The organism is Streptomyces albospinus (assembly GCF_014648695.1).
In the GTDB taxonomy this organism is placed as follows: domain Bacteria; phylum Actinomycetota; class Actinomycetes; order Streptomycetales; family Streptomycetaceae; genus Streptomyces; species Streptomyces albospinus.
On the sequence record NZ_BMRP01000002.1, the window covers coordinates 463957 to 481734 of the forward strand.

Here is a 17778-nt window from a genome sequence, read left to right on the forward strand (position 1 = left end):
ATCCCCGGCACGGAGAAATCAGCAACGGAAACCCCAGGGCCGCACCCGCACCCTCCCTTCCCCTCCCCCAGGCACAGCCGCAATCCCGACAAGGAGCAGCACACCGACAGGTAAACCCCTTGTCGTGATCGTCACGCCCTCTCAAAGACGGCGCCATGCCCACCTTCAGCGCGCCCGACGGGACCCAACTCGCCTACCAGGAACAGGGAGAAGGCGAACCGCTGCTCTGTATACCCGGTGGGGCCATGCGCGCCTCCGGGTATCTCGGTGGTCTCGGCGGACTGCCGCGGCATCTCCGGTTGATCATGCTCGATCTGCGGGGCACCGGTGGTTCCGGTGTCCCCGCCGACCAGGCCACGTACCGTTGCGACCGGCAGGTCGACGATGTCGAGTCGCTCCGCGCCCACCTGGGGCTGGCTCGCGTCGATCTTCTGGCGCACTCCGCGGGCGGTGATCTCGCCCTGCTCTACGCGGCCCGGTACCCGCAGCGCATCCGCTCGCTCGCACTGATCACGGCTCGCGCGCGGGCCGTGGGCATCGATTTCACCGAGGAGCACCGCCGGGAGGCGGCCTCCCTCCGTTCAGCCGAGCCGTGGTTCCCGGAGGCGTACGCCGCCTACGAAGCCGTGTGGGCCGGTTCCGCGACGGACGTCGAACGGGACGCCATCGCCCCCTTCTTCTACGGCCGTTGGGACGCGGTCGCCGCGGCGCACGCCGCCGGCGAGGTGGCGCAGACCAACGAACCCGCCGCGGAGATCTACGCCTCCTCGGGCGCCTTCGATCCGGCCGCGGCACGTGCCGCGTTCGCCGCATGGGACGCCCGGGTCCCGGTCCTCGCGGGTGAGAAGGACAGCGGCCCGCTCCCCCGCGTGGCCGCGGGCATCGCCGAACTGTTCCCCGGCGCCGAACTGGCCGTCCAACGGGACGCCGTGCACTACCCGTGGCTCGACGATCCGCGTCACTTCGCCCGCACCGTCGAGGAATTCCTCTCCAGGGGGAGATCCGGCCGGCAACCGGGAGAAGCACCCGAAAACCGGCGACAAGGATTCCGGCCGGCAGGGATTCCCGCCGACAAGCCGGCAGGGATTCCGGCCGACGGGGATTCCCGGTGCGTCGGGCGATAGGGGACCGTAGCAGCCCGCGCAAAAGCCCGGTCCGCGGGCAACCCGGCGCGACCGCCCGAGGGCGTCACCCCGCCACCCCCCAAACAAACCAGGGCGGTGGAGACCGGATTCCCGGTTCCACCGCCCTGGCCGGCCGTTCATGCCGGCTCAGGCTCCCCGGCTACTGCGTACGCGCCGGGGAGCGTGCGCCGTCAGCTGCAACCGCTCGTCGAACCGCAGCCCTCGCAGAGGTAGCAGCTGCCGGCCCGCTGCATCTTCGTGCCGCAGGAGAAGCAGAGCGGCGCGTCGGCGTTGATGCCCAGCTGCATCTCGACCAGTTCGGCGTTGGTGTGCGCCTGCTTCGGAGCCGGGGCCGCGGGCTCCTCGACGATCTTCACCGTCGGGGTGGCATCCGTCTGGCGCGGGGCGGACTGGGCCAGGCCCTCGACGTCGACCTCGTCCTCGGCCGGCTCGTACGAACCGGTCTCCAGGTGGCGCTGGCGCTCCTCGACGGAGTGGATGCCGAGCGCCGAGCGGGTCTCGAACGGCAGGAAGTCCAGCGCCAGCCGGCGGAAGATGTAGTCGACGATCGACTGCGCCATCCGCACGTCCGGGTCGTCGGTCATACCGGCCGGCTCGAAGCGCATGTTGACGAACTTCGAGACGTAGGTCTCCAGCGGCACGCCGTACTGGAGGCCGACCGACACCGCGATGGAGAAGGCGTCCATCATGCCCGCGAGGGTCGAGCCCTGCTTGGACATCTTCAGGAAGACCTCACCGAGACCGTCGTCCGGGTAGGAATTGGCGGTCATGTAGCCCTCGGCGCCACCGACCGTGAAGGAGGTGGTGATCCCCGGACGGCCCTTGGGCAGGCGCTTGCGGACCGGGCGGTACTCGACGACCTTCTTCTCCGCGGTCTGCTCGGTGACCTCGGCCTTCTTCTCCTCTTCCTTCTTCTTGGCGGAGAGGGGCTGGCCGACCTTGCAGTTGTCACGGTAGATCGCGAGCGCCTTCAGGCCGAGCTTCCAGCCCTGGAAGTAGACGTCCTCGATCTCCTCGACGGTGGCCGACTCCGGGACGTTGACCGTCTTGGAGATGGCGCCGGAGAGGAACGGCTGGGCCGCGGCCATCATGCGGACGTGGCCCATCGGGGAGATGGAGCGCTCGCCCATGGCGCAGTCGAAGACCTCGTAGTGCTCCGGCCTGAGGCCGGGGGCGTCGACGACATTGCCGTGGTCGGCGATGTGGGCGACGATCGCCTCGACCTGCTCGGGCTGGTAGCCGAGCCGCTTGAGCGCCTTGGGGACCGTGTTGTTCACGATCTGCATGGAGCCGCCGCCGACCAGCTTCTTGAACTTGACCAGGGCCAGGTCCGGCTCGACGCCCGTGGTGTCACAGTCCATCATCAGGCCGATGGTGCCGGTCGGGGCCAGCACGGACGCCTGCGCGTTGCGGAAGCCGTTCTTCTCGCCGAGGCGGAGCACGTCCTGCCAGGCTTCGGTGGCCGCGGCCCAGACGGGGGTGTCCAGGTCGTCCATCCGCACCGCGGTGCCGTTGGCGTCGGAGTGCTGCTTCATGACGCGCTTGTGGGCGTCGGCGTTCCGGGCGTAGCCGTCGTACGGGCCGACGACCGCGGCCAGTTCGGCGGAGCGCTTGTACGAGGTGCCGGTCATCAGGGAGGTGATGGCACCCGCCAGCGCGCGACCGCCGTCGGAGTCGTAGGCGTGGCCGGTGGCCATCAGCAGGGCGCCGAGGTTGGCGTAGCCGATGCCCAGCTGGCGGAAGGCGCGGGTGGTCTCGCCGATCTTCTGGGTGGGGAAGTCCGCGAAGCAGATCGAGATGTCCATGGCCGTGATGACCAGCTCGACGACCTTGGCGAAGCGCGCGGCGTCGAAGGACTGGTTGCCCTGGTCGTCGTCGCGGAGGAACTTCAGGAGGTTGAGCGAGGCGAGGTTGCACGAGGAGTTGTCCAGGTGCATGTACTCGCTGCACGGGTTGGACGCGGTGATCCGGCCCGTCTCCGGCGAGGTGTGCCAGTGGTTGATGGTGTCGTCGTACTGGATGCCGGGGTCGGCGCAGGCCCAGGCGGCCTCGGCCATCTTGCGGAACAGGCCCTTGGCGTCGACCTCCTCGATGACCTCGCCGGTCATCCGGCCGCGCAGCCCGAACTTGGCCCCGGACTCGACGGCCTTCATGAACTCGTCGTTCACGCGGACCGAGTTGTTGGCGTTCTGGTACTGGACGGACGTGATGTCGTCGCCGCCCAGGTCCATGTCGAAGCCCGCGTCACGCAGCGCGCGGATCTTCTCCTCTTCCTTGACCTTGGTCTCGATGAACGCCTCGACGTCGGGGTGGTCGACGTCGAGGACGACCATCTTGGCCGCGCGGCGGGTCGCGCCGCCGGACTTGATCGTTCCTGCGGAGGCGTCGGCGCCGCGCATGAAGGAGACCGGGCCGGAGGCGTTGCCGCCGGAGGAGAGCAGCTCCTTGGAGGAGCGGATGCGGGAGAGGTTCAGGCCGGCGCCGGAGCCGCCCTTGAAGATCATCCCCTCTTCCTTGTACCAGTCCAGGATCGACTCCATGGAGTCGTCCACGGAGAGGATGAAGCAGGCGCTGACCTGCTGCGGCTGCTGGGTGCCGACGTTGAACCAGACCGGGGAGTTGAAGCTGAAGATCTGGTGGAGCAGGGCGTGGGCCAGCTCGTGCTCGAAGATCTCGGCGTCGGCCGGGGAAGCGAAGTAACCGTTCTCCTCGCCGCTCTTCCGGTAGGTCTTCACGACCCGGTCGATGAGCTGCTTGAGGCTCGACTCCCGGTTCGGGGAGCCCACCGCGCCGCGGAAGTACTTGCTCGTGACGATGTTGACCGCGTTCACCGACCAGAAGTCGGGGAACTCGACGCCACGCTGCTCGAAGTTGACCGAGCCGTCGCGCCAGTTGGTCATGACGACGTCACGGCGCGCCCACTCGACCTCGTCGTACGGATGCACGCCGGGGGTGGTGTGGATGCGCTCGATACGCAGACCCTTGCTCGCCTTGCTGCCCTTGGCGCGGGAGCCTCGTGCCGGGCCGCTCGTCGTCTCTGTCATTCCGCCTCCCTGTATAGGCAAACGCCCATATGTGCACACTCATTCCGTGGCACGGTGTATGTCTTTCTGCGACCGGGACGCCCTGCTCTCGCCCCGGCCCAGGTCTGGATGCGCGCCGAGCTCAGTCGGCGGCGGTGGCGGGCACGGGAACAGCCGGGTTGCCGGCCTCCTCGTCGGTCCCGCGGTCCTGCACGGGCGGCCCCTGCTCGCGCTGCTCCCGCAGCTCGGTGATGGCCGCCTCGAAGTCCTCAAGTGAGTCGAACGCCCGGTAGACGGACGCGAAGCGCAGGTACGCGACGAGGTCGAGTTCCTGCAACGGGCCCAGTATGGCGAGCCCGACGTCATGGGTGGTCAGCTCGGCGCTGCCGGTGGCGCGCACCGCCTCCTCGACCCGCTGGCCGAGCTTGGCGAGCGCGTCCTCGGTGACCGGCCGCCCCTGGCACGCCTTGCGCACCCCCGCGATGACCTTGTTGCGGCTGAAGGGCTCGGTGACCCCGCTCCGCTTGATCACCATCAGTGACGCCGTCTCGATGGTCGTGAAACGGCGGGAGCAGTCGGGGCACTGGCGGCGCCGGCGGATCGCCGTCCCGTCATCCGTGGTGCGGCTGTCGACGACCCGGCTGTCCGGGTGCCTGCAGAAGGGGCAGTGCATGGCTCCACCCTCCTCACCCTCGAATACGGACGCACGCCAAAGGAACCGGCGTACGGCGAACGGCCTCCGGCCGGTCCGTACGGGCCCTTCGGAGCAGCCACCAGCATAGGCGATCCCTGGGGCCCCGACGGACCCGGCACCACAACTTGTAGGCGGCCGAACGCATCTAAGCACTAGATATGGTGTCGGGGCGCTTATACATGCCTACCGCGTGTCGCCGTGGCGGCGTGCCGGCGGGCCGTGCAAGAGGGTACGGGAAGACACCCGGGCGGCAGCCCGGAGGGGCGGGGATGACACAATCTGCGGCGTCGCGGCGGCCCGCTTCCGCGACGGCCGTCCGCCGGATTTCCGGAGGGGCGGCCGGCCGGAAATCCGGGACGGAAACCGGCGCGGAGGCCGGGTGGAAACCCGGTGGAAAGCGTCCCGGGGACCCGAATTGCCATTGGGCCATACACCCCACTGCGTGATCAGGTCAGCCAATCGCTGAATTTTTCACTCGAACGTGTGTTTGGCGCAACCTTTCGAAAGCAACTACCGTTGGCTAACTAGGGAGAACATTTCGAGAGGGGCCGACGTGACCACCACCGCAGACAGCGCGACCATCACCGCACACAGCCACTCCCAGAGCCGATTCGAACAACCGCAAAGGGCACAGCGGCCGATGGATGACGCCACGTCGGGCTCCGAAGAGAACAAGCCGACCCGCTCGCTCCCGGGCCGCCCTCCGGGAATTCGCGCCGACAGCTCCGGGCTCACCGATCGCCAGCGCCGGGTGATCGAGGTGATCCGCGATTCGGTGCAGCGGCGCGGCTATCCACCGTCGATGCGCGAGATCGGCCAGGCCGTCGGGCTGTCCAGCACCTCCTCCGTCGCCCATCAGCTGATGGCACTGGAGCGCAAGGGCTTCCTGCGACGCGACCCGCACCGCCCCCGGGCGTACGAGGTCCGCGGCTCCGACCAGCCGACGAGCGCGGCGACCGAGACCGCCGGCAAGCCCGCCGCGTCCTACGTCCCGCTGGTCGGCCGGATCGCGGCCGGTGGCCCGATCCTCGCCGAGGAATCCGTCGAGGACGTCTTCCCGCTCCCCCGCCAGCTGGTCGGTGACGGCGAACTGTTCGTGCTGAAGGTCGTCGGCGACTCCATGATCGAGGCGGCGATCTGCGACGGCGACTGGGTCACCGTCCGCCGCCAGCCGGTCGCCGAGAACGGCGACATCGTCGCCGCGATGCTCGACGGCGAGGCGACCGTCAAGCGCTTCAAGCGCGAGGACGGCCATGTCTGGCTGCTGCCGCACAACTCCGCGTATCAGCCCATCCCCGGCGACGAGGCGACCATCCTCGGCAAGGTGGTCGCGGTGCTGCGCCGGGTCTGACACCGCGCTCGCGACCGGGCCCCGGAACCACTGCGCCGGTTCCGGGGCTCGCCTGTGCGCCGGAACCGGCGCCGCTCTCGCGGACCGGCTTGCCCGCCGTGGGGCGTTGCTCCATTGCCGGTCGCGGTCACCACCGGCTACTCGGCCTCCTTGGCGGCCTTGTCGATGGCCGCGAGGGAGCGGCGGACCTGATTCCGGTCCGTGGTGTACCAGAAGTCCGGCATGGACTTGCGGAGGAAGGAGCCGTAGCGGGCCCGCTCCACGCGCGGGTCCAGCACCGCGACCACACCGCGGTCGCCGGTGGCCCGGACCAGGCGGCCCGCGCCCTGCGCCATGAGCAGCGCCGCATGGGTCGCGGCGACCGCCATGAAGCCATTGCCGCCGGCCTCCTCCACGGCCTTCTGCCGGGCGCTCATCAGGGGGTCGTCGGGGCGCGGGAACGGCACCCGGTCCATCACCACCAGCTGGCAGTTGGGGCCCGGCACGTCGACGCCCTGCCAGAGCGACAAGGTGCCGAACAGGCAGGTCCGCGCGTCCGCGGCGAAGTTCCGGATGAGCTCGCCGAGGGTCTCCTCGCCCTGGAGCAGGATCGGCATGTCCAGCCGGCCGCGCATCGCCTCGGCCGCGGCCTGGGCGCCGCGCATCGACGAGAACAGCCCGAGCGTCCGCCCGCCGGCGGCCTCGATCAGCTCGGCGAGCTCGTCGAGCATGTCCGTGCGGCTGCCCTCGCGGCCGGGCTGGGCGAGGTGCTTGGCGACGTAGAGGATGCCCTGCTTGCCGTAGTCGAAGGGCGAGCCGACATCCAGCCCCTTCCACGCCGGCTCGTCGTCGCCCGCGGTGCCCTCGGGGGCCAGGCCGAGGGAGGCGCCGACGCCGTTGAAGTCGCCGCCGAGCTTGAGGGTGGCGGAGGTCAGCACCACGGAGCGGTCGGCGAACAGCTTCTCGCGCAGCAGGCCGGAGACGGAGAGCGGGGCCACCCGCAGGGACGCGCCGAAGCGGTCGTGGCGCTCGTACCAGACGACGTCGTACTCGGAGCCGTTGGCGATCCGCTCGGCGACCTCGTGGACGTTCTCCACCGAGGCGATGGCCTGCTTGCGGACGGCGTCCTCGTCCTGGACGGACTTGTCGCGGGTCGCGCCGAGCGCCGAGATGACCGTGCGGGCCGCGTCCCGCAGCGCCATCAGGCAGTAGCCCAGGTCCTCCGGGATCTCCTCCAGGCGGCCGGGCAGCGCCAGCTCCATCAGCCGCTCGAAGGTCTCGGCGGCGGTCTGGAGCTGGTCGGCGGCCTTTTCGTCGACCAGCTTGGCGGCGCGGCGGACGGCGCGGTTGACCTGGCCGGGGGTGAGCTCGCCGGTGGCGACACCGGTCACCCGGGAGACCAGCTCATGGGCCTCGTCGATGATCAGCACCTCGTGCTGCGGCAGCACTGGGGCGCCTTCGATGGCGTCGATCGCCAGCAGCGCGTGGTTGGTGATCACCACGTCGGCGAGCTTGGCGCGCTCCCGGGCCGCCTCGGCGAAGCACTCCGCGCCGTACGCGCACTTGGAGGCGCCCAGGCACTCCCGGGAGGAGACCGAGACCTGGCCCCAGGCGCGGTCGGAGACACCGGGGGTGAGGTCGTCGCGGTCGCCGGTCTCGGTCTCGTCCGCCCAGTCGCGCAGCCGGAGCAGATCCTTGCCGAGCTTGCTGGTGGGCGTCGCCTGCTCGAAGACGTCGAAGAGGCCGTCCTCCTCTTCCTGCGGCGCGCCTTCATGGAGGCGGTGCAGGCAGAGGTAGTTGGAGCGGCCCTTGAGCATCGCGAAACTCGGGCGGCGGCGCAGCTGCGGATGCAGCGCCTCGACCGTACGCGGCAGATCGCGCTCGACGAGCTGGCGCTGGAGGGCGAGGGTGGCCGTGGCGACCACCACCCGCTCGCCGTGGGCCAGCGCCGGCACCAGATAGCCGAGGGACTTTCCGGTGCCGGTGCCGGCCTGCACCAGCAGATGGGAGGCGCTTCGCTTCGCTTCGCCTCCGCTGTGTGATGAGTCCTTGGAGGCGGAGCCGTCCACGGCCTCGGCGACGGCCTCGGCCATGGCCACCTGGCCGGGCCGCTCGGTGCCGCCGACGGCGGTGACGGCGGCATGCAGCAGATCGGGGAGAGAGGGCTTCGTCATAGCGCTTGCCAGCCTACGCGGGACCACTGACAGCGGGGTCGGTCACGGGACGTGCAGGGGGTTCGGGACGGTGCCGTGCACGGCGGCGTGCGGGCGGTCGCGGCGGTCGCGGTAGCCGTCGACGTGCAGCCGGTTGCGGTTCAGGCAGAGCCGCTCGATCTCCGGGGTGAGCAGGTCGAAGGTCTCCTGCCGCTCCTTGAGGTGCGGGAAGCGCTCGTGGTGGCGCAGGACCTCCGCCCGGACGAGCGACCAGAACTCGTCCTCGGGCACACCGAGTTGGTCCTCGCACAGCGGTGCCAGATAGCGGAAGACGCCGACGAACAGTCCGGAGTGGATGAACTGGGTGAGGAACGCGGGCGGTTCGGTCAGCAGCACCGCCCGGACGTCGTCCGGCATGGCGTCGTGCTCGGGCAGCGGCTGGGCGCTGGTGTTGACGTCGTCGACGAAGTCCTTCATGGCCAGGCGGGTGGGGATGTCGTGCTCGTCGAAGACGACGATGGCGTTCTCGCCGTGCGGGGAGAAGACCGTGCCGTACTGGTACAGGAAGTGCAGCAGGGGCGGCAGCAGCGCGGCGAAGAGGTGGGCCAGCCAGCTGCGCGCGGGCAGCCCGGAGCGGTGCACCAGCTCGGTGGTGAGGGCGCGGCCGGCGGGGTCGGTCTGGAGCAGCGAGGCGAGGGTGCGGGCCCGCTCCCCGGGGTCGAGGCAGCGGCTGACGGGCTCCCGCCAGATGCAGCCGAGCAGTTCCTTGAACTGGTAGGGGACGCCGGGCAGCCGGTCGTAGAGGGGGTGCTCGACGGTGACCGAGGCGGTCTCGCCGAGCAGGATCACCCGGGTTTCGTCGCGCAGATACGTATCGCCGTCGCGCAGGCCGTGGACCCAGCGGGTGACGGCGGGGGCGGCGAGGGTGCGCTCGGTGGGCAGGCCGCGCCAGACGAGGGTGTTGAGGATGGACAGCGGCAGCTTGACCGTGCGCGCCAGGGGGCGGCTGATGTTCAGGAAGGTGCGGATGGACTGCTGCGGCAGCCGGAGGTCGTTGTCAGTGGGCAGCGCGATGATGGATCTGTCGGCGAGCTGCGGGGCGAAGAGCGGGGCGATGGTCTCGTCCCACTGCCAGGGGTGGACGGGGAGGTAGAGGTAGTCGGCGGGGTCCTGTCCGGCGTCGGTGATGGTGCGGGCGAAGGCGCGGTGGGTGGCGGGCGACAGTTCGTCGCTGTAGAGGCGGTCGGGGGTGGCGAGTGCGGGGACGCCGCGGTAGTGGGCGATGCGGTGGTGGGCGGCGAGCCAGGGCAGCCGCTGGGGGCTGCGGGCCTCGGGGGCCCAGATCTCCGCGTCGGTGGCGGAGAAGCCGAGCCGGCCCTTGTTGGCGACGAGCCAGGGGTGGCCGGTCTGGTGGCCTTCGAGGTCGGCGTAGTCCAGGTCGGCGAGCTCGGCGGCGGTCAGGGCGGTGGCGTCCAGACGGGTGTCGGCGGCGAGGGTGGCGGTCAGTTCGCGGATGAGGTGGCCGGTGGTGTCGCCGGACAGGCCCAGGACGGTGTCGTGGGCGTGGGTGAGGAAGTGGAAGGGATCGGTGTCGGGGGTGATCGAGTGGGGGTCGACGCGCCAGTGCCCGTAGGCGCCTCTGCGGGCGGTGAAGCGGTAGGTGAGGTCGTCGCCGACCGGCAGGCGGTAGCGCCGGGTGCCGTCGGGGGCGGTGCCGTCGGGCTCGGGGGTGAGGATTTCCTCGTAGGCGAATTCCGCGAGGGTCTTGGCGAAGAGCCGGCGGGCGGCGTGCTGCCAGGCGCGGTGCGACGGGTGGGACGCAGGAAACGCAGGAGACAATGCGGGACTCCTCGATGCGGGACCGGCCCGGCGCGTGCGGGGGACAACCGGGGCGGCGAGGTGGATGGCGGACCGGATCGGGGCCGTCGACGGACGGCCCCGGGGTCAGAGCAGGTGGCGGTGGGCGCGGTCGCGGACCATCAACGCCGCGCGTTTCTCCGGGAGTTCGATCTCCTCGGCATAGCGGAATCCCGCGCTCAGGAAGGCCGCGACGGAGGCGGTGTTGCGCAGGTCGGGTTCGGCGATGACGCGCTCGCACCGGGGGCGCCGGTCGAGGACGAGGTCGGCGGTGGCCCGCAGCAGCGCCGTGCCCAGGCCGCGGCCCCGGTCGCCGGCGCCGCCGATCAGCAGGTGCACTCCGGTGTCGTGGGGCCGGGCCCGGTAGCAGCGGGCGACGCGGTCCAGGTCGGCGCGGTAGATCTCCCAGTAGCTCATCGGGACGCCGTCCAGCACGCCCAGGCACGGCACGCTGCGCCCGTCGCCGTCGAGCTGGGCGCGCAGATGGGCCGCGGTGGTCTCCGGGGGGCCGGCCAGTTCCCAGAAGGCGGCGACGGCGGGATCGTTCATCCAGGCGGTGATCCGGTCCAGGTCGCGGTCCGGCCGGACGGGGACGAGGGCGAACGACCCGGCGGGGGTGTCGGCCGCCGGCCAGTCCGCCGGGTTGTCCAGCAGCGGGCCGGCGGCGGGGGTGCCGTCAGCGGGCAGGCGGTCTCCGCCTACGGGCAGAGCGCCGGGTTCGGGCGGGATCTGGAGGTCGAGGGTGTGGTCCGAGGCGGCGCGGAGGTCGGAATCGGTGGGTGGCACGGTGTCGCTCTCCTCTGATGGCTGGGGACCGCGTCATCTAGGGCGCGAGCGGGTTGGGCAGGGTGACGTAGACGGACTGGGTGTCGACGGGGCCGACGAGTTCGTCCAGGCCGTGCAGCCGGGTGGCGAGATTGGCCTTGCAGCGCAGGGTGCGGGCCTCCAGCAGTTGTTCCGGCAGGGGCGAGCGGTGGGCACGGGGGGCCGCGGCGGCGTCGGCGAGGAAGCGCCGGAAGGCGGCGAGCAGGATCTCCTCGCGGATCAGCCGGGCCGCGCCGAAGGCCCCGATGAGGCCGAGGACGTTGTTGATGCCGAGGTAGTAGGCGAAGCGCTCGTCGGTGACGTCGTCGGCGACGAAGGTGTCGCTGGTGGCGCCGATGCCGGGCAGCCGCCGCTCCAGTTCGGCGCGGCGGGAGGCGCGGAAGTAGTAGCCCTGGTTGTCGCGGTAGCGGCCACCGGCCGGCCAGCCGTCGCGGTCCAGCAGGACGAGGGTGTTCTGCTGGTGGGCCTCCAGCGCGACGCCCGCCGTGCCGTCGAGCCAGAGGACGGGGCGGACGACGGCTTCGAGATAGCGCAGGAACCACTCCGTGGCCACCGCCCCGGCAGGCCGCCCGGTGCGGGCGCTGAGCGCGCCGACCAGGCTTTCGAGGCGGGAGCGCATCTCGCTGTGCCCGGGCCAGGGCCGCGGCGAGGTGAGCCCGGCGATGCAGACGGCGTCGTCGGTGGTACTGAAGGGGTTGTGGCGGATGACGACGTCCAGGCCCCGGACGGGCGCGCCGTCGGGGCCGTCCACGGCGAGATAGGCCGGGTCGCGGACGATGTCGAATCCTGGGGCGCCCGGGAAGGCGGCCAGCCACTGCTCGCCGAGGCCGGTGCGCAGCAGCCGGTGCACCTCGACGCCGCGCTCCAGTTCCTTGCGGAGGTTCTCCCGGCGGGAGTTGGTGATGCGCAGCCCGAGCGAGAGCTTGAGCATGGCAGGCGCACCGGGCCGGTAGACGGTGCGGACGGAGGAGGTGGGGTGCCAGGGCGCGCCGTGCGGGCCGAGGTCGTGCAGCAGGCCGGTGTCGAGCAGTGCGGCGATTTCCGGGCGTGCGGCGACTTCCCGGGCCTGCCAGGGGTGCAGCGGCAACAGCACGGTGTCGTCGGGGAGCGGGAGCCCGTCGCCGGCCAGGTCCGCGGCGAGCTGTCCGGCCGGTACGGTCTTGCCGCGTTCGGTCCAGGCGGAGTCGGCGGCGACGGCGGAGCGGTGGACGGCCATCCAGTGGAGCGGGAAGGCGCCGCGGAGTTCGGGCGAATAGGCGCGGGCCTCGGCGTCGGTGAGGCCCTCGCGGCTCTTGGGGGTGGGGTGCAGGGGGTGGCCGAGGAGCAGCGCCTGCTCGCCTTCGAGGAAGCGGGAGTCCTGGTCGTCGGCGGGGTGGGCGCGCCGGTCGGCGATGAACACGGCGGTGGTCCGTACGGAGTTGGCGACCCGGCCGACCAGCTCGGCGCCGTCGCCGTCCGGAGCCTGCGGCGCGCCGTCCACCGCGGGGTGTTCGTCGCCGTCCGCGACCCGGTGCTCGCCGCCGTCCGAGGCCCGGCGGTCGCCGCCGTGCGCGGCTTCGCGGCGCAGCAGCGCGGCGAGGGTGACGGCGTCCAGGGGGGCGGAGCCGGGCGGGGTGCCTTCGAGGGTGGGCGCGCCCAGGCGGTGCCAGCCGGTGGGTGACCAGTAGCGGACGGGGATGTGCAGGGCGGTGGCGCTGGCGTGCAGCGGGAGGCGCAGCCGACCGCCGGCCGGGCGGGGGGTGCCGTTCTCGCGGAGCCAGCAGCGCAGCAGGTTCTCGATGCCGGCGGCGTCGGCGGCGACCGCCGCGTCGGGGTGGTCGAGGGGGTCGGCGTCGGGATGCCGGGCCGTGTCGTACGGGCCGGGGGTGCCGTACGCGGCCGGGGGCCGGTCGCGGCCTTCGGGGGTCTGCTGGTGGCAGGCGTCGTCGCCGGGCCGCCGCTGCTGCCGCGGTACGGACGGCTCGATCAGCCCCGGGCCCGGGTGGTGGGCGGGGAGTCGTTCGGCGGCCTGGGTCCCGTCGGGGCCGGGGCGTTCGTTCATGCGGAGGTGCCTCGCAGGGTGGTGGGGGACGAGCCCAGGGGCCCGGGGGTGGTGCGGACCGCCGCCGTGACGGCGTCGGCGAGGCGGTCGAGGATCGCGTCCGCCTGTTCGTCGGTGATGGTCAGGGGTGGCAGCAGCCGGACGACGGCGGAGTGCCGGCCGCCCAGTTCGACGATCAGGCCGCGGTCCAGGCAGGCCCGCTGGACGGCGGCGGCGAGCGCCGGGTCGGCGGGCCGGGCGCCGGTGGGGTCGGCGTCGGCGGCCCGGTCGACCAGTTCGACGCCGAGCATCAGCCCGCGCCCGCGGACGTCGCCGATGCAGTCGTGGGCGGCGGCGAGTCCGCCGAGCCGGGCGAGCATCCGGGCGCCGAGCTCGGCGGCGCGCCGGTCGAGGCCGTTGCGGCGGACGTAGGCGAGGGTGGCGGTGCCGGCGGCCATGGCGAGCTGGTTGCCGCGGAAGGTGCCGGCGTGCGCGCCGGGCTGCCAGGCGTCCAGTTCCTCGCGGTAGACGATCACAGCGAGCGGCAGGCTGCCGCCGATCGCCTTCGACAGGACGAGGACGTCGGGCACGATGCCGCTCTGCTCGACGGCCCAGAAGGTGCCGGTGCGGCCGACGCCGGTCTGCACCTCGTCGACGATCAGCGGGATGTCCCGGGCGGCGGTGATCTCCCGCATCCGGCGCAGCCAGTTCGGCGGCGCCGGGATCACCCCGCCTTCGCCCTGCACCGGTTCGAGGATCATGCCCGCGGGCCGCGGCACGCCGCTCTTGTGGTCGTCGAGCAGGCTCTCCGTCCAGCGCGCGGAGAGTTCGGCGCCGCGCTCGCCGCCGGTCCCGAACGGGCAGCGGTAGTCGTACGGGTAGGGGAGCCGGGTCACGCCGGTGTGCCGGGCTCCCCCGGAGGCGGTGAGCGCGTCCGACGTCATGCCGTGGTAGGCGCCGGAGAAGGCCATCAGGCCGCTGCGCCCGGTCGCGGTGCGGACGAGGGTGAAGGCGGCCTCGACGGCGTCCGTACCGGCCGGGCCGCAGAACTGGATGCGCGCCTTTTCGGACAACTCCCCTGGCAGGGTGGCGAACAGCTCGGTCGTGAAAGCGTCCTTGACGGGCGTGGCCAGGTCGAGGATGTGCAGCGGCGCCCCGGAGTCGAGCACCGTGCGGATCGCTTCGAGGACCACCGGGTGGTTGTGGCCCAGCGCGAGGGTGCCGGCGCCGGAGAGGCAGTCGAGATAGCGCCGGCCGTCGGCGCCTTCGATGGTCAGCCCGCGGGCGCGCACCGGGACGATGGGCAGCGAGCGCGCGTAGGTACGGGCAGCGGACTCACGCAGGGACTGCCGCCGCAGGATCCCTTCGTGGGCCGGCGGTGCGCCCGCCGGCACGGTTTCGGTCAACGCCACGGCAGTTGTGTCCTCCTGCTGGTGAACTGCTGGATTCCGCGCGGGCGCTGCGGGCAGCCCGACTGTCCCCCGTACGTACCAACGACGGCACCGGCAGGGGAACACGGCCGCCGGCAAGATCCTTGACGGCCGGGAACCGGGGACCCGAGTACCGCCGTCCCCTTCGGCACCGGCATAGTGGGGGGCTGCACCCCGGATCTTGAGGTTCATGACAAGGACCCGTGAGGGTGCGCACCACACGAGCCGCTCCGGCTCGGCCCGATTCACTCAGGGGGAACTGACCCATGCGATCGATACGTCGGCCAGTGCTGGCCGCCGCCGCCCTCACCGCCGTGGTGGCGCTGACCGCGACGGGCTGCGGGCCGTCGGGCGACAACGCGGACGCCAAGCCGAGCCAGTCGGCCCAGGGCACCACGGGCGGGGGTGAGATCAAGATCCCCAAGGACCTCCAGGACAAGCTCAAGCAGCACGGCATCGACCTGGACAAGTGGAAGAACGGGGAGTGGAAGAACTGGGACAAGGAAAAGTGGCTCCGCGAGGCGGGGCAGTTCATCAACCCGGTCATCAAGGGCTTCTGGAACCCGGACAAGATCGACCACGTCAAGCCGCCCCAGGACCCGAGCAAGCCGTCGGACATCGCCGAGGACCAGGGCAAGACCGACCCCGAGCCGGCCGCGGTCACCGCGCAGCCCGTCAAGGCGCCGTACACCTCCACCGCGCCGGGCATCGGCCTGCTGGTGTTCAGCACACCCGAGGGTGAGTCCCGCTGCTCCGCCACGGTCGTCAAGGACCCGGCGCACCCGGGCAAGTCCAACCTCGTGTGGACCGCGGCGCACTGTGTGCACGCCGGCAAGAACGGCGGCTGGTACCGCAACGTGATGTTCGTGCCGAACTTCAACCGGACCGGCAAGCCGGCCACCCAGCTGAAGACCACGCCCTTCGAGGACCGGGTCCCGGCGGGCAAGTGGTGGGCGGACGACATGGCCACGTCCCAGGAGTGGATCAAGGACGGCGGCGCCGTGCCGGGCGTCCCGATGGCCCCGTACGACTTCGCGCTGATGCACGTGAAGCCGGAGGAGGGCACCGGCGGCAAGTCGCTGGAGGAGATGGCCGGCGGCGCGTACCAGGTCGACTTCAACGCCCCGGCGATCGGCAAGATCCCGAGCCTGACCGCGCAGGGCTACCCGGCCGAGGCTCCGTTCGACGGCGCGGTGCAGGAGTCGTGCACCGACAAGCCGACCCGGCTGTCGCTGGACGCCAAGAAGCCGACCATGTACCGGATCGGCTGCACCATGACCGGCGGTTCCTCCGGCGGCCCCTGGTTCGTCAAGGGCCCGGACGGCAAGCCGGTGCTGGTCTCCAACATGTCGATGGGGCCGCGTCCGGCCCGTTGGTCGGCGGGTCCGCACCTGGGCCCCGAGGCCAAGTCGATCTTCGACGCGATGAGCAAGAAGTGGGCCGGCCAGAGCTGAGGACGTGAGGGGGGTGGTGCCGGCGTCCGGCGCCACCCGCCGCGTACGGCCCACGGCATGACGAAGGCCCGCCCCCGGGAATCCGGGGGCGGGCCTTCACCGTACGGACGCCGTACGGGGCGCCCTTGGGGCAGGGCCTAGGCGGCCGGGACGAACGGGCGGAACTCGGCGGCCAGTTCCTCGTGCACCCGGGCCTTGAGGAACGTGCCGTCGGCGGTGTGCTCCTCGGAGATGACCTCGCCCTCGGCGTGCGCCCGCGAGACCAGGGCACCCTGGGTGTAGGGCACCAGCACCTCGATCTCGACCTGGGGGCGCGGGAGTTCCTCGTCGAGGAGGGTCAGCAGCTCCGTCATGCCCTGGCCCGTACGGGCCGAGACCACGATGGCGCGCTTCTCCTGGCGCAGCAGCCGCTGGAGCACCAGCGGATCGGCCGCGTCGGCCTTGTTGACGACCACGATCTCGGGCACGTCCGTCGCGCCCACGTCGCGGATCACCTCGCGCACCGCCGCCAGCTGCTCCTCCGGCACCGGGTGGGAGCCGTCGACCACATGGAGGATCAGGTCGGAGTCGCCGACCTCCTCCATCGTGGAGCGGAACGCCTCGACGAGGTGGTGCGGCAGATGCCGGACGAATCCGACGGTGTCGGCGAGGGTGTACAGCCGCCCGCTGGGGGTCTCGGCCCGGCGGACGGTCGGGTCCAGGGTGGCGAACAGGGCGTTCTCCACCAGGACTCCGGCGCCGGTGAGGCGGTTGAGCAGGGAGGACTTGCCGGCGTTGGTGTAGCCGGCGATGGCGACCGAGGGGACCTTGTTGCGACGGCGCTCCTGGCGCTTGATGTCGCGGCCGGTCTTCATCTCCGCGATCTCCCGGCGCATCTTCGCCATCTTCTCGCGGATCCGCCGCCGGTCCGTCTCGATCTTGGTCTCACCGGGGCCACGGGTGGCCATACCGCCACCCGCCGAACCGGAGCCACCGCCACCCATCTGCCGGGACAGCGACTGTCCCCAGCCGCGGAGCCTGGGGAGCATGTACTGCATCTGCGCCAGCGAGACCTGCGCCTTGCCCTCCCGGGACTTGGCGTGCTGGGCGAAGATGTCGAGGATCAGGGCGGTCCGGTCGACCACCTTGACCTTGACGACGTCCTCCAGGTGGATCAGCTGGCCCGGGGAAAGCTCACCGTCGCACACCACGGTGTCCGCCCCGGATTCGAGCACGATGTCGCGCAGCTCCAGCGCCTTGCCGGAACCGATGTACGTGGCCGGGTCGGGCTTGTCGCGGCGCTGGGTCACGCCGTCGAGCACCAGGGCGCCGGCGGTCTCGGCCAGCGCGGCGAGCTCCGCGAGGGAGTTCTCCGCGTCCTGCACCGTCCCGGTCGTCCAGACGCCGACGAGCACCACGCGCTCCAGGCGCAGCTGGCGATACTCGACCTCGGTGACGTCTTCGAGCTCGGTGGAGAGGCCGGCCACCCGGCGCAGCGCCGCACGCTCGGAGCGGTCGTACTGGTCGCCGTCGCGCTCCCCGTCGATCTCGTGGCTCCAGGCGACGTCCTCTTCCATCAGGGCGTCGGCCCGAAGGCTCTCGGGGAGGCGCTGCCGGTCCTGCGGAAGGGAAGAAGAGGAGGTCATTTGATCCTTTGTGTCGTTGGGAAGCCCTCGGAGGACCGGCCGGTCCCGCCGGGACTGTCGCTGGTGACAACGTCCGGGCCGCCCGGGAGATTCCCCGGGCGCCCGTCCGCGTCGACCCCTTGATGGTCGCACGGCCGCGGAGGGGCGTCACGCGGGTTTTCCGGTGATGTCCCGCTACGGGACCGGGTGCCGTCCGGGCAGCGGCCACCGGGGGTGCAGCAC

11 protein-coding genes are annotated in these 17778 nt (G+C 71.7%); 3 read left to right on the plus strand and 8 right to left on the minus strand.

Features of this window, described 5'->3' with window-relative positions; genetic code table 11:
* The first annotated feature begins 155 nt into the window (after positions 1-155).
* Positions 156-1124: an alpha/beta fold hydrolase gene (locus IEZ17_RS05355; protein WP_189296862.1), complete on the plus strand. Its 969-nt coding sequence runs from the start codon at positions 156-158 to the stop codon at positions 1122-1124.
* A gap of 191 nt (positions 1125-1315) precedes the next feature.
* Here the strand turns inward: IEZ17_RS05355 and IEZ17_RS05360 are convergent, their stop codons facing one another.
* Positions 1316-4189 carry a vitamin B12-dependent ribonucleotide reductase gene (locus tag IEZ17_RS05360; RefSeq protein WP_189296864.1) on the minus strand — a complete coding sequence of 958 codons (2874 nt, stop codon included), beginning with the start codon at positions 4187-4189 and terminating at the stop codon, positions 1316-1318.
* Positions 4190-4310: 121 nt separating this feature from the next.
* Complete coding sequence (nrdR, locus tag IEZ17_RS05365) at positions 4311-4841, minus strand: transcriptional regulator NrdR (protein WP_189296867.1); 531 nt, start codon at positions 4839-4841, stop codon at positions 4311-4313.
* Between the two features lie 574 nt (positions 4842-5415).
* On the opposite strand from nrdR, the gene lexA reads away from it, so the two are divergent.
* Positions 5416-6213: a transcriptional repressor LexA gene (lexA, locus tag IEZ17_RS05370; protein ID WP_189296869.1), complete on the plus strand. Its 798-nt coding sequence runs from the start codon at positions 5416-5418 to the stop codon at positions 6211-6213.
* A gap of 137 nt (positions 6214-6350) precedes the next feature.
* Here lexA and IEZ17_RS05375 read toward each other — a convergent pair whose 3' ends face one another.
* The 5 genes from IEZ17_RS05375 to IEZ17_RS05395 form a co-directional block, all read right to left on the minus strand.
* Positions 6351-8366: an ATP-dependent DNA helicase gene (locus tag IEZ17_RS05375; protein WP_189296871.1), complete on the minus strand. Its 2016-nt coding sequence runs from the start codon at positions 8364-8366 to the stop codon at positions 6351-6353.
* Positions 8367-8408: 42 nt separating this feature from the next.
* Positions 8409-10184: an IucA/IucC family protein gene (locus IEZ17_RS05380; protein ID WP_189296873.1), complete on the minus strand. Its 1776-nt coding sequence runs from the start codon at positions 10182-10184 to the stop codon at positions 8409-8411.
* A 105-nt stretch (positions 10185-10289) separates the two neighbouring features.
* A complete protein-coding gene (locus tag IEZ17_RS05385; protein WP_189296875.1) occupies positions 10290-10988 on the minus strand; it encodes a GNAT family N-acetyltransferase in 699 nt (232 codons plus the stop codon).
* Between the two features lie 37 nt (positions 10989-11025).
* Positions 11026-13068, minus strand: a complete 2043-nt coding sequence (locus IEZ17_RS05390; RefSeq protein WP_189296877.1) for an IucA/IucC family protein — start codon at positions 13066-13068, stop codon at positions 11026-11028.
* Positions 13065-14459 carry a diaminobutyrate--2-oxoglutarate transaminase family protein gene (locus tag IEZ17_RS05395; protein ID WP_189296879.1) on the minus strand — a complete coding sequence of 465 codons (1395 nt, stop codon included), beginning with the start codon at positions 14457-14459 and terminating at the stop codon, positions 13065-13067. Before IEZ17_RS05395 ends, IEZ17_RS05390 begins: the two co-directional genes overlap by 4 nt.
* A 284-nt stretch (positions 14460-14743) precedes the next feature.
* Here IEZ17_RS05395 and IEZ17_RS05400 point away from each other — a divergent pair, with 284 nt between their 5' ends.
* Complete coding sequence (locus tag IEZ17_RS05400) at positions 14744-15931, plus strand: trypsin-like serine peptidase (RefSeq protein ID WP_189296881.1); 1188 nt, start codon at positions 14744-14746, stop codon at positions 15929-15931.
* 137 nt (positions 15932-16068) lie between these two features.
* On the opposite strand, the gene hflX is transcribed toward IEZ17_RS05400, so the two are convergent.
* A complete protein-coding gene (gene hflX / locus IEZ17_RS05405; protein ID WP_189296883.1) occupies positions 16069-17556 on the minus strand; it encodes a GTPase HflX in 1488 nt (495 codons plus the stop codon).
* Positions 17557-17778: the final 222 nt, after the last annotated feature.

Bases quoted from the DNA above. Each gene is read 5' to 3' on its own strand.
- IEZ17_RS05355 (WP_189296862.1), top strand. From the start codon at position 156: ATGCCCACCTTCAGCGCGCCCGACGGGACCCAACTCGCCTACCAGGAA.
- IEZ17_RS05360 (WP_189296864.1), bottom strand. From the start codon at position 4,189: ATGACAGAGACGACGAGCGGCCCGGCACGAGGCTCCCGCGCCAAGGGC.
- nrdR (WP_189296867.1), bottom strand. From the start codon at position 4,841: ATGCACTGCCCCTTCTGCAGGCACCCGGACAGCCGGGTCGTCGACAGC.
- IEZ17_RS05375 (WP_189296871.1), bottom strand. From the start codon at position 8,366: ATGACGAAGCCCTCTCTCCCCGATCTGCTGCATGCCGCCGTCACCGCC.
- IEZ17_RS05390 (WP_189296877.1), bottom strand. From the start codon at position 13,068: ATGAACGAACGCCCCGGCCCCGACGGGACCCAGGCCGCCGAACGACTC.
- IEZ17_RS05400 (WP_189296881.1), top strand. From the start codon at position 14,744: ATGCGATCGATACGTCGGCCAGTGCTGGCCGCCGCCGCCCTCACCGCC.
- hflX (WP_189296883.1), bottom strand. From the start codon at position 17,556: ATGACCTCCTCTTCTTCCCTTCCGCAGGACCGGCAGCGCCTCCCCGAG.